At 73.6% G+C, this 11,517-nt stretch carries 11 protein-coding genes; 4 read left to right on the top strand and 7 right to left on the bottom strand.

The window, feature by feature from the left end:
- Positions 1–46 precede the first annotated feature (46 nt).
- From AB7J25_RS07265 to AB7J25_RS07250, 4 genes are all read left to right on the top strand, one after another.
- A complete protein-coding gene (locus tag AB7J25_RS07265; RefSeq protein ID WP_428506383.1) occupies positions 47–1,390 on the top strand; it encodes a replication-associated recombination protein A in 1,344 nt (447 codons plus the stop codon).
- A 116-nt stretch (positions 1,391–1,506) separates the two neighbouring features.
- Positions 1,507–1,917, top strand: coding sequence for a YciI family protein (locus AB7J25_RS07260; RefSeq protein WP_428506381.1), 411 nt, complete (start codon positions 1,507–1,509; stop codon positions 1,915–1,917).
- Positions 1,910–3,184 carry an RNA polymerase sigma factor gene (locus AB7J25_RS07255; RefSeq protein WP_428506379.1) on the top strand — a complete coding sequence of 425 codons (1,275 nt, stop codon included), beginning with the start codon at positions 1,910–1,912 and terminating at the stop codon, positions 3,182–3,184. Before AB7J25_RS07260 ends, AB7J25_RS07255 begins: the two co-directional genes overlap by 8 nt.
- The gene (locus tag AB7J25_RS07250) at positions 3,181–3,837 is read left to right on the top strand and encodes a class I SAM-dependent methyltransferase (protein ID WP_428506377.1); all 657 of its coding nucleotides are present in this window, start codon (positions 3,181–3,183) and stop codon (positions 3,835–3,837) included. The genes AB7J25_RS07255 and AB7J25_RS07250 overlap by 4 nt, the downstream gene beginning before the upstream one ends.
- A 4-nt stretch (positions 3,838–3,841) precedes the next feature.
- Here AB7J25_RS07250 and AB7J25_RS07245 read toward each other — a convergent pair whose 3' ends face one another.
- The 7 genes from AB7J25_RS07245 to AB7J25_RS07215 form a co-directional block, all read right to left on the bottom strand.
- A complete protein-coding gene (locus tag AB7J25_RS07245) occupies positions 3,842–4,597 on the bottom strand; it encodes a polysaccharide deacetylase family protein (protein ID WP_428506375.1) in 756 nt (251 codons plus the stop codon).
- An 85-nt stretch (positions 4,598–4,682) separates the two neighbouring features.
- Positions 4,683–6,419 carry a BCCT family transporter gene (locus AB7J25_RS07240; protein WP_428506373.1) on the bottom strand — a complete coding sequence of 579 codons (1,737 nt, stop codon included), beginning with the start codon at positions 6,417–6,419 and terminating at the stop codon, positions 4,683–4,685.
- A gap of 200 nt (positions 6,420–6,619) precedes the next feature.
- The gene (locus tag AB7J25_RS07235; RefSeq protein WP_428506371.1) at positions 6,620–7,219 is read right to left on the bottom strand and encodes a DUF1638 domain-containing protein; all 600 of its coding nucleotides are present in this window, start codon (positions 7,217–7,219) and stop codon (positions 6,620–6,622) included.
- Between the two features lie 10 nt (positions 7,220–7,229).
- Positions 7,230–9,167, bottom strand: coding sequence for an ASKHA domain-containing protein (locus AB7J25_RS07230; RefSeq protein ID WP_428506369.1), 1,938 nt, complete (start codon positions 9,165–9,167; stop codon positions 7,230–7,232).
- 15 nt (positions 9,168–9,182) lie between these two features.
- Positions 9,183–10,064 carry a dihydropteroate synthase gene (locus tag AB7J25_RS07225; RefSeq protein WP_428506367.1) on the bottom strand — a complete coding sequence of 294 codons (882 nt, stop codon included), beginning with the start codon at positions 10,062–10,064 and terminating at the stop codon, positions 9,183–9,185.
- On the bottom strand, positions 10,064–10,741 hold the full coding sequence (locus AB7J25_RS07220) for a corrinoid protein (protein ID WP_428506365.1): 678 nt from the start codon (positions 10,739–10,741) through the stop codon (positions 10,064–10,066). The genes AB7J25_RS07225 and AB7J25_RS07220 overlap by 1 nt, the downstream gene beginning before the upstream one ends.
- A gap of 2 nt (positions 10,742–10,743) precedes the next feature.
- Positions 10,744–11,511, bottom strand: a complete 768-nt coding sequence (locus tag AB7J25_RS07215) for an IclR family transcriptional regulator (RefSeq protein WP_428506363.1) — start codon at positions 11,509–11,511, stop codon at positions 10,744–10,746.
- Between the last annotated feature and the right edge of the window lie 6 nt (positions 11,512–11,517).

Raw genomic sequence — 11,517 nt, 5'->3', positions numbered from 1 at the left:
CGCGGTGCACCGACGGCCACGCATCGTCCAGTGGCAGGCTGGCGCCATGACCTCCGACGGGCTCTTCGAGCTGGACGATCCCGCTCCCGAGCCCTCCGCCAGGGCCGGGAGCCCGACGGCCCCGCTCGCCGTCCGGATGCGACCCCGCACGCTGGACGAGGTCGTGGGGCAGGCGCACCTGCTGAAGCCGGGCGCGCCCCTTCGACGGCTCGTGGAGGGCGGCGCCCCGGCCTCCGTCCTGCTCTACGGCCCACCCGGCACCGGCAAGACGACGCTCGCGCGGCTCATCGCCGGTACGGGGCGCCGGTTCGTGGCGCTGTCGGCGCTCTCGGCGGGGGTGAAGGAGCTGCGCGCGGTCATCGAGGACGCCCGCCGCCGCCTGGACCGCCTCGGCGAACCGACGGTCCTGTTCATCGACGAGGTGCACCGCTTCTCCAAGACCCAGCAGGACGCGCTGCTGGGCGCTGTCGAGGACCGGGTGGTGCTGCTGGTCGCGGCGACCACGGAGAACCCGTCGTTCTCGGTCGTCGCGCCGCTGCTGTCGCGGTCGCTGGTGCTGCGCCTGGAGCCCCTGGACAACGACGAGGTGCGCACCCTGCTGCGCCGGGCCGTCGGAGAGCCGCACGGGCTGGACGGGGCCGTCGAGATCGCCCCGGACGCGGAGGACGCGCTCGTCCGCCTCTCCGGCGGTGACGCCCGCCGGGCGCTGACGGCGCTGGAGGCGGCCGCGGACGGAGTGCTCGCACAGGACGGCCGCACCGTCGACGTGGCCGCCGTCGAGCGGGCCGTCACCGAGGCCACCGTCCGCTACGACCGGGCGGGCGACCAGCACTACGACGTCATCTCGGCGTTCATCAAGTCGATCCGCGGCTCGGATCCCGACGCGGCGCTGCACTACCTGGCCCGCATGATCGTGGCGGGGGAGGACCCGCGGTTCATCGCGCGCCGCCTGGTGGTCCACGCGTCGGAGGACGTCGGGCTCGCGGACCCGGCGGCGTTGCCGGTGGCCGTCGCCGCGGCCCAGACCGTGCAGCTCATCGGCATGCCGGAGGCCCGCCTCGCACTCGCGCAGGCCACGTTGCACCTCGCGACGGCGCCGAAGTCGAACGCGGTGATCGCCGGCATCGACGCGGCGATGGCGGACGTCCGGGCGGGCGCCACCGGGACCGTCCCGCCGCACCTGCGCGACGGGCACTACGCGGGCGCGGCCCGGCTCGGGAGCGCCGTCGGCTACCGCTACCCGCACGACGACCCGGACGGCGTGCTCGCTCAGCAGTACCCGCCCGACGAGCTGGTGGGCCGCGACTACTACCACCCCACCACCCACGGCGCGGAACGCGCGCTCGCCGAGCGGGTACCGAGGCTGCGCCGGGCCGTCCGCGGGGGTTGACCGTCGAGAACGACGTTGTGCTGATCCACAGGGCCGAAAAACCTGCAGAAGGTCGTTCTCGACGGTCGATCCGGGCGGGCGGGCTCCGTGTAGGGGGCGAGACCGAAGGAGGAACCATGACCCGCTACCTGCTCAGCATCTACCAGCCCGACGCCACCCCGCCCCCGGAGGACCTCGCGACGATCATGGCCGAGGTCGGTGCGCTCAACCGCGAGATGCGCGACGCCGGCGTCTGGGTGTTCGGCGCGGGCCTGCACCACCCGAGCACCGCGACGGTCGTCCGCGCGCAGGACGGCGAGGTGCTCACCACGGACGGCCCGTTCGCCGAGGCCAAGGAGTATCTCGGCGGCTTCACGGTCCTGGAGGCCCCGGATCTCGACGCCGCGCTCGCCTGGGCCGGGCGGCTGGCCCGGACGCTGCGGTCGCTCCCGGTGGAGGTGCGCCCGTTCGTGGACGAGCGGCCGTGCGACGAGGCCGCCGACGGGGCGGCCGAGAGCGCGGCCGAGAGCGCCATCGCCCGTGGCTGATCCGGGCGAGATCGCCCGGGTGTTCCGCGAGGAGCACGGGCGGACCGTCGCGGTCCTCGTCCGCGTGCTCGGCGACCTCGATCTCGCCGAGGACGCGGTGCAGGACGCCTTCGTCGAGGCGCTGCGCCGCTGGCCCGCCGACGGGCTCCCACCCAGCCCCGCCGGCTGGATCATCACGACGGCGCGCCGCCGCGCGCTGGACCGCCTGCGCAGCGATGCCGCGCGCCGCGACCGCCAGGAACGGACGGCCCTGCCGGAGACGGCACCCGAACCCGCGGAGGAGGACGGGCCCGTGATCGACGACCGGCTGCGCCTGCTCTTCACCTGCTGCCATCCGGCACTCGCGATGCCCGCCCGGGTGGCGCTGACCCTGCGCCTGCTGGGCGGGCTCACCACCGCCGAGATCGCCCGCGCGTTCCTCGTCCCGGAGCCGACGATGGCGCAGCGGCTCGTGCGGGCGAAGGCGAAGATCCGCGCCGCCCGGATCCCCTACCGGGTCCCGGGGGAGGCGGAGCTGCCGGACCGCCTCGGTGCGGTGCTGGCCGTCGTCTACCTCGTGTTCAACGAGGGCTACACGGCGAGCGCGGGAGAGGCGCTCGTCCGCGCGGAGTTGTGCGCCGAGGCGATCCGGCTCGGGCGGCTGCTCGCCGAGCTGATGCCGGACGAGCCGGAGGTGCTCGGTCTGCTCGCGCTGATGCTGCTCGCGGAGGCCCGCAGGCCCGCCCGAACGGACGCCGCGGGCGGCCTCGTGCCGCTCGCGGAGCAGGACCGCGCCCGCTGGGACGCGGTACCGGTCGAGGAGGGCCGCGCGCTGGTGCGCCGTTGCCTGCGTCGCGGCCTGCCGGGCCCCTACCAGATCCAGGCGGCGATCCAGGCCGTGCACACCGAGCCGGGCGGGACGGACTGGCCCCAGGTGCTCGCCCTCTACGACCAGCTGCTCGCCGTCGCTCCGACGCCGGTGGTGGCGCTCAACCGGGCCGTGGCGCTCGCCGAGGTGCGGGGCCCCGCCGCGGCGCTCGCCGCCGTCGACACGCTGGACGACCTGGAGCGGTTCCACCTGCTCCACGCCGTGCGCGCGGACCTGCTGCGCCGGCTCGGTCGCGGCACCGAGGCCGTCGCCGCCTACGACGCGGCGCTGGCCCGCACCGCCAACGAGAGCGAGCGGGCGTTCCTGCGGTCGCGGCGCGACGGCGGGACCGCCGAAGTTGCCGGAACGGCAACAGAAGGTGCGGATACGGGTCCGGCCGCTGCAGGATCGGACCCGTGACGGAGACCCCGCAGGCGACACAGCAGGCGCAGCAGTTCTGGGACGAGCGCTACCGGTCCGGCGAGCGGATGTGGAGCGGGCGGGCCAACGCCGTGCTCGCCGAGGTGGCGGCGGACCTGCCGCCCGGGCGGGCCCTCGACCTCGGATGCGGCGAGGGCGGGGACGCGGTCTGGCTCGCCGCACGCGGTTGGCACGTGACGGCGGTCGACGTGTCCGCCGCCGCGCTGGAGCGGACGGCCGCGGCGGCCGCAGCGGCGGGGGTGGCGGACCGGGTGGCGGTGGAGCGCCACGACCTGGACGCCACGTTCCCGGCCGGCGGGTTCGACCTGGTGTCGGCGCAGTTCCTGCAGTCGCCGCTCGCATTCGGCCGGGAGGAGGTACTGCGCCGCGCGGCCCGCGCCGTCGCGCCGGGCGGGTCGTTGCTGGTGGTGGCACACGCCGAGCCGCCGCCGTGGGCGTGGCGCCACCACGACGCCCCGCACCCGATGCCCGCATTCCCCACCCCGGAGGGCGACCTCGCCGCGCTCCACCTCGACGGCCCGAGCGCGGCCTGGACGGTGTTGCGCTGCGGGACCGCCCGCCGCGAGGGCACCGGCCCGGACGGGCACCCGGGGGTCCTCGTCGACTCCGTGGTGCTGGTCCGCCGCAGCTGACCCGTCAGGGCGTGGGGAACACGAACCGGTAGCCCTGCTGGCCGAGCCACGGCAACAGCTGCTCCAGCGCGGCCATCGTCTGGTCGCGGTTGCCGCCGCCGTCGTGCAGCAGGATCACCGCGCCGGGTCGCATCTTCTGCTGCACCTCCGTGACGATCGCGGCGGCACCGGGGCGGCGCCAGTCCCGCGGGTCGATCGTCCAGCCCAGGGGTTGCATGCCGCCGTCGGCGGCGATGCGGGCCACCTCGGGCGACCAGTTCCCGGCAGGCGCGCGGAAGTAGGGGACGTGCACGTCGGCGACCGCCCACATCGCGTTGCGGGTGCCCAGGACGTCCTCGCTGATCTGCGCGGGCGCGCGGGTGCGCAGCTCCTCGTCGTGCGCGCGGGTGTGGTCGCACAGCCGCATCCCCGCGGCGGCGACGGCACGCACGAGGTCCGGATGCGCGGTCACCTGCCTTCCGACCACGCAGAAGGTGGCGATGGCGCCGTGCTGTCGCAGGAGCTCCAGCACGCGCGGCGTGTAGCGCGGATCGGGGCCGTCGTCGAAGGTCAGCGCGACGACGCGGTCGCCGGGGGCCACACCGGCGACCTCGGTGAGCACCGTGGCCGTGACGGGCGCGATCGGCGTGGGTGCGATGACCGGCGTCGCCGGTGGCGCCGCGGACGGCAGGAAGAACCCGAGCACGCCGAGCATCGCGGCGGCCAGGTAGATGCCGGGTAACGAGCGCCGGTCGAACCGGTGCGGTGCGGTGCGCAGCACATCTGCCTTCCTAGCCGGTCGACACGCCGAGGCGGCAGTGACACGCCCGGGTGAAACGGGCAGGTCACCGCCGCCGCGGGATCCGTCACGCCTGGCTGCGTTCCGAAGGCGTCCCGGTCGGTACATCGGTCGGTACCTCGGTCGGTACCTCGGCCGGTACCTCGGTCGGTGTCTCGGCCGTCATCTCGGCCTTCTGCCCGTTGCCGGGATGCTCGCGCACCCCCGTCGTGGGATGCGGCTTGACCGGGAGGAAGAAGCGGTCGCCGTACGTGCGGGTGCCGAAGTCGATCGAGGCCTCGACGGCCTCGACCGACCGGGCTCCCCGGCGGATGATCGGGTCGTTGCGCAGGTCCTTCGCCAGCGCGACGCAGAGCAGCACCATGATCAGGGCGAACGGTGCCGCCATGATGATCGTGATGTTCTGGATGCCGGTGAGTGCGGTGCCCTCGCCACCGCCCACGATGAGCATGATGGCCGCGATCGCGCCCATCACGGATCCCCAGAAGATCACCACGCCGCGGCTGGGGAAGATCGAGCCGCGGTGCGACAGCGTCCCCATCACCATGGACGCGGCGTCCGCGCCGGAGACGAAGAAGATGGCGACGAGCAGCATCGCGACGATGCTGAGGAACCCGCCGACCGGCAGCGTGTCCAGCAGCCCGAACAGCTGCCCCTCCGTGGACAGCGCCGCGAGGTCGGTGCCGGTGCGCTGGGCGTTGATCGCGGCCCCGCCGAAGATGCAGAACCACAGCAGGCTGACCAGGCTCGGGATGAGCAGCACGCCGACGACGAACTGCCGGATCGTGCGGCCGCGGCTGATCCGCGCGATGAACATGCCGACGAACGGCGTCCAGGAGATCCACCACGCCCAGTAGAAGACCGTCCAGCCGGCCAGCCACTCGGCGGTGGCGTCCCCACCGGTGGCGGCGGTACGGGCCGCCATCTCGGCGAGATCACCGAAGTAGGCGCCGATCGACGACGGGATCAGGTTGAGGATCAGCACCGTCGGGCCGAAGACGAACACGAACACGGCCAGGATGGCGGCGAGCACCATGTTGATGTTCGACAGCCACTGGATGCCCTTCGCGACACCGGTGACCGCGGAGAGGATGAAGGCGATCGTCAGCACGACGATGATCGTGACGAGCAGGATCTCCCCGACGTTCTCCATGAACCCGCCCGCCATGAGCCCGCCCCCGATCTGCAGGGCGCCGAGGCCGAGCGAGGCCGCCGAGCCGAAGAGGGTCGCGAAGATCGCGAGGACGTCGATGGTCCGGCCGAGCGGACCCTCCGTGCGGCGCTCGCCGAGCAGCGGCACGAAGGCCGCGCTGATGAGCTGGCGGCGCCCGCGCCGGAACGTGCCGTAGGCAATGGCCAGCCCGACCACCGCGTAGATCGCCCACGGGTGCAGCGTCCAGTGGAAGAGGGTCGTCGCCATGGCGACGTCCAGGGCCTCCGGGGAGTTGGCGGGGACGGTGCCGGGCGGCGGGTCGGTGTAGTGCGCGAGCGGTTCGGCGACCCCCCAGAACATCAACCCGATGCCCATGCCGGCGCTGAACATCATCGCGATCCACGACACCGTCCGGAACTCCGGCAGCTCGTCGTCGCGTCCCAGGGGCACGCGACCGTACTTCGAGAACGCGAGCCACAAAGCGAAGATCACGAAGCCGCTGGCGGCGAGCACGAACGCCCAGCCGCCCCCGGTCATCACGGCGCCGAGCACGCTCGAGGCGACAGCACCGAGCGACGCGGCGCTGACCACGCCCCACACGATGAAGGCGAGGACGAGTACCGCGGAGACGCCGAAGACGACGCGGTCCACGGGGTATCGCTGCTCGCAGAGGGCCTGGCCCTCCGGCACGGGTTCCGCCGATGGTGTGTCCGTTGGCCGGTCCTGGATGCTCATCGCTCCCCCAAGGAGTGCCGAGGTCGATGACGGGTCGTCATCGACCGACAAGGACGCGCCGCGACCGGGTGACCGGCCGCCGGTTCCGATCACCATGAGCGCGCGCCAGGGCGCCGTCAACCGGGAGATGCGGAATTGGAACTCCGGGTCCGGGGGATGATCGCCGCCAGCGCCCGCGCCAGCCCGCCGTCCCCGACGGGCACGACGACCAGCGGAAGATCCATGAAGGACGCCGCGGCCTGCGCCGCGGCCCGCCGGTGCGGCGTGGGGTCCTGGGCGAGCCAGACGACGCGGCGGTAGTGGCCGAAGTAGTCCGCCTTCAGCTCGGGGAAGCGGTCCAGCCCGAGCTCCGCCACCACCGACCGTTCGAACGTGACGGCCAGATAGTCCGTGAGCAGGTACGTGCCCGGCTCCTCGGCGAGCAGCGCCCGCACCCGCCGTTCACCGGCGAACACGTCGTAGCAGTGGGCACCGGGCAGCCGGGCGACGCCGAGCCGGGCGCAGACCTCGTCCAGGGCGCCGTAGGTTCCACAGTCCGCGTAGGCGACGGCGACGGCGCCGTACCCCGCGAGTCGCACCACCAGCTCCTCGACGGCGGGGGCGATCCGCTCGGGCCGGTTGTGCAGCAGGGGCGGCAGCGGGTGCACGTCGACGGGCCAGCCGAACCGCTCGGCGAGGTGGTGCACGTGCCGGGCGAGCGCCCCGCACGCCACCACCGCGACCCGGTCAGACCGGGAAGGAGAGCTGGTCGATGAACCGGTCGTTGAAGTCGGCACGGTCGGAGAGCTCGACATAGTGCACCCCCTCCACCAGGGCGGTGGCCGCCGCGCGCTCGCGCACGGACAGCAGCGCCATCTTCGCGCCCTCGCCCGCGACGTTGCCCGCGCTCACGATCCGCAGCACCGACACGTCCGGGACCAGGCCGATCCGGACGGCGCTCGCGGGCGAGAGGTAGCTGCCGAAGGACCCGGCGAGCAGCACCTGGGCGACGTCGGCGTCGACGAGGCCGTGTTCCTCCAGCAGCAGCCGCCAGCCGGTGGCGATGGCGGCCTTGGCGAACTGCAGCTCGCGGACGTCGCGCTGGGAGAGGTAGACCGCGCCCTCCATCGCCTTGTCGCCGGAGCCGCCGGAGCCGACGGAGCCGCCGGAGCCGTCCGGCCCGAAGGCGAGCACGAACACCCGCTCCTGGCCGACCTGGCGCAGCCGGTCGGCCAGCCCGGGCGACACCCCGGGGGCATCCGCAGCGAGCAACCGGCCCGACGGGTCCAGCAGTCCGGCCGCCACCAGCGACGCGACGGCGTCGACCAGCCCCGACCCGCACAGCCCCAGGGGGGCGACGTCCCCGATGACCTGCAGCGCGACGTCGTCGTCGCTGATCTTCACGCCCTCGATGGCGCCCGGCGCGGCGCGCATTCCGCACCGGATCGCCGCGCCCTCGAACGCGGGACCGGCGGGGGCGGCCGTGGCGAGCAGGCGCTCACCCGCCGCCAGGACGATCTCGCAGTTCGTGCCGACGTCGATGAACAGCCGGATCCGCCGGTCGCGGTCCATCCCCGAGGCGAGCGCGCCGGCGACGATGTCGCCGCCCACGTACGCGCCGAGCGCCGGGAACACGAACGCCGGGGCGCCGGGGTGCACGCCCACGCCGAGATCGACGGCGGTGAGCCCCTCGAACGTGCGGGAGGCCATCACGAACGGGGCGACGCCCAGCGGCTCCGGGTCGATGCCCAGCGCGAGGTGCACCATCGTGGCGTTGCCGGCGAGGGCGATCTCGTAGACCTCGCCGCGGTCGACGTCGGCCCCGGCGCACACCTCGGCGGCGAGGTCGTCGAGGCAGCCGTGCGCCAGCGCCGAGAGGCGTTCCAGTGCCGCCTCGTCGAGCATCGTGGCGCTGATCCGGGTGATGACGTCCGCGCCGAAGGGCTGCTGCGGGTTGAGCACGGACGCCACCGCCACCGGCGTGCCCGTGGCGAGGTCGAGCAGGGTGGCGACGACGGTGGTGGTGCCGAGGTCGTAGGCGATGCCGAAGCGCCGGGCGCTGGTGTCGCCCGGTTCGACGTCGATCAGCCGCTGCCCGTCGGTGGAGTCGACCACGACCGCCGTGACCTCGCCGTCCCCGTCGAGCAGGGCGGCGCGCATCGCCCGGGTGAGGTTGCGGACCGCGCGCAGGTCGGCCACGAGCTCCAGGTCCGGCAGGGCGTCGCGCAGCCTCTGGAGATCCGAGCGCTGGTCGGCGAGCGTCGGCTCGGTGAGCGTGACGCACCGCTTCTGGACGGCCGGGCGCAGGATCACCTGCCGCCCGACGCCGACGGTGGCGGCCTTGGGGCGGGTGACGAGCGGTGGCACCTCGACGGTGAGGTCGCAGGTGGCCGCGGCCGTGCACGCCAGCCGCCAGCCCGCCCGCAGCTCGTCCGGCGTGTAGGCCCGCGGGTCCAGCCGCGAGACCGCCATCTCGCCCTCGGTGACGCGCATCCGGCACTTGCGGCAGGTGCCGTGCCCGCCGCAGGTGGAGTCCACGGCGATGCCGTTCCAGCTCGCCGCGTCGAACAGCGTGACGCCGGTGGGCACCCGCACCTCGCGCGGCTGCCCGCCATCGGGATGGAAGGTGATCCGGACCCGGTCCGGGGTGGGCGGGCTCGTGCCGCCGTCGGGTGTCCCGCTCATCTCACGGGACCCTTCTCACGACGCCACGGCGGTTTGGGCGGCCTGGGCGGCCTGGGCCGCACGGTAGGCCGCGATCCAGTTCGCCCCCCAGTCGTCGTTGCCCATCAGCAGGTCGGCGGCCTTCACCGCCTCGACGATCTGCGCTGCCCGCACGTCCATGACGGCGCTGGTGAGCCCGGCGTGCATCGCCATCGGCAGGAACGCCGCCCCGAGCGCGTGCCGTCCGGGCATGCCGAAGGACACGTTGGACGCGCCGAGGGTCATGTTGAGGCCGAACTCGTCGCGGATCAGCTCGATGGTGCGCAACGTCGTCCGTACCAGCGTGGTGTCGGCCCCGACCGGCATGGCCAGCGGGTCGACGACGATGTCCTCCAGCGGGATGCCGTACTCGCCGGTGGCGATGTCGACGATCTTGCGGGTGATCTCCAGGCGCTTCTCGGGCTCCTCGGGGATCTCGTCCTCCTCGTTGGGCAGCGCGATCACCGCCGCCCCGTACCGCGCGACGAGCGGCAGGATCGCGTCGAGCCGCTCCCGTTCGCCCGTGACGGAGTTGACCAGCGCCTTGCCCTTGTAGGCCGCGAGGCCCGCCTCCAGCGCCTCGACGACGGAGGAGTCGATGCACAGCGGCAGGTCCGTGAGCTCCTGGATCATGGTGACGGCCCGGGAGAGCAGCTCGGCCTCGTCGGCGAGCGGGACGCCCATGTTCACGTCGAGCATCGTGGCGCCGCCCGCCACCTGCTGCTCGACGTCGATCGCGATGCGCGAGAGGTCCCCGCCGCGCAGCTGCTCGGCGAAGATCCGCCGGCCGGTGGGGTTGATCCGCTCGCCGATGAGGCAGAACGGCCGGTCCGAGCCGATGACGACCTCGCGGGTCTCCGAACTGATCACGGTGTGCATCACGCCACCCCCTCCGAGATGGTCACGGCTGCGCGGCGCACCGCGAGCAGCTCCTTCGCCTTGCGGACGGCCGTGGCGGCGTCGGCGGCGTAGCCGTCCGCGCCCACCGCGTCCGCGTACTCCTGGGTGACCGGCGCCCCGCCGACCATCACGATGACGTCGTCGCGCAGCCCGGCCTTCTGCAGCGCGTTGATGTTGGCCTTGAACATCGGCATCGTCGTGGTGAGGAACGCGGAGAAGCCGACGATGTCGGGGCGGTACTCCTTGATGCCCGCGATCACCTTCTCCGGCGAGACCTGCACGCCCAGGTCGATCACGTGGAAGCCCGCGCCCTCCAACATGATGTTGACCAGGTTCTTGCCGATGTCGTGCACGTCGCCCTTCACGGTGCTCATGAGGAAGGTGCCGACGGTCTGGGCGCCGGTCTCGGCCAGCAGCGGGCGCAGGAGGTCCAGCGCCCCTGCCATCGCCTTGCCGGCGACGAGCATCTCGGGGACGAAGAAGTCGCCGCGCTCGAACCGCGCCCCGACCTCCTCCAGCGCCGGGATGAGCGCGTCGAAGAGCATCGTCTCGGGCGCCAGGCCCACGTCGAGCCCCTCCCGGGTCAGCTCCAGCACGCGCGGGCCGTTGCCGACGAGAGTCTCGTCGTAGAGGCCGCGCAGGATGTGTTCGGTCATGATCAGGCCACGCCTTCCTTCCGGGGCTGGTGTCCCAAGAGCGCGGCGAGCCCGCGCAGCTCAGTCACCAGGAGGTCGCCGAGCTTGGTGATGCCGAGGTCGTTGATGCGGTTGGTGGGCCCCGACACCGAGATCGCGGCCACGACACCCCCGTCCACGGCGCGTACGGGTGCGCCCACGGCGGCGAGCCCCACCTCGAGCTCGTCGAGCGAGGCGGCCCAGCCGCGGCGGCGCACCTCCACGAGCATGTGGTCGAGCTGGGCGCGGTCCATGGGGGAGTGCGCGGTGCGGCGCTCCAGGTTGCCCCGGGGCGGGGTGAGCGCGCCGTAGGCGTAGAGCACCTTGCCCAGCGCGGTGCAGTGCGCTGGGGCGTCCACGCCCACCCAGTTCGTGGCGCCGACCACGTAGCGGCTGTCGACCTGGCCGATCTGCACGACCTGGCTGCCGCGGGGGACGGCGATGTTCACGGTCTCGCGGCAGACGTCGGAGAGGTGCTCCATGGTGGGGCGGGCCAGCTCCGAGAGGTCGTGCAGCGCGCTCGGCCGAGCTGCGTAGAGCGAGAAGAGCGCGCCGGGCCGAAACGCTCCCGCGCGGTCGCGCTGAACGAGGCGGCGGCGCTCCATCGCCTGCAGCAGCCGCGACGTCGTGGACTTCGCGAGCCCCAGCTCGTCGACGAGGGAGGTGAACGTGCGGGGCCCGCCGGATTCCACGATCAGCGCGAGCAGGGCGCTCGCGCGGTCGACGGCCTGGCTGCCCACTGGTGTCGTCATTGTTCC

It is taken from the genome of Pseudonocardia sp. (genome assembly GCF_050246655.1).
Taxonomy (GTDB): domain Bacteria; phylum Actinomycetota; class Actinomycetes; order Mycobacteriales; family Pseudonocardiaceae; genus Pseudonocardia.
The sequence above is the reverse complement of the archived record's forward strand: the minus strand, read 5'-3'. Positions and strand labels throughout refer to the sequence as shown.

What these genes read in the sequence shown, in the direction of transcription:
- AB7J25_RS07265 (WP_428506383.1), top strand. Translation starts at nt 47, where the DNA reads ATGACCTCCGACGGGCTCTTCGAGCTGGACGATCCCGCTCCCGAGCCC.
- AB7J25_RS07220 (WP_428506365.1), bottom strand. Translation starts at nt 10,741, where the DNA reads ATGACCGAACACATCCTGCGCGGCCTCTACGACGAGACTCTCGTCGGC.
- AB7J25_RS07215 (WP_428506363.1), bottom strand. Translation starts at nt 11,511, where the DNA reads ATGACGACACCAGTGGGCAGCCAGGCCGTCGACCGCGCGAGCGCCCTG.
- AB7J25_RS07225 (WP_428506367.1), bottom strand. Translation starts at nt 10,064, where the DNA reads ATGCACACCGTGATCAGTTCGGAGACCCGCGAGGTCGTCATCGGCTCG.
- AB7J25_RS07260 (WP_428506381.1), top strand. Translation starts at nt 1,507, where the DNA reads ATGACCCGCTACCTGCTCAGCATCTACCAGCCCGACGCCACCCCGCCC.
- AB7J25_RS07230 (WP_428506369.1), bottom strand. Translation starts at nt 9,167, where the DNA reads ATGAGCGGGACACCCGACGGCGGCACGAGCCCGCCCACCCCGGACCGG.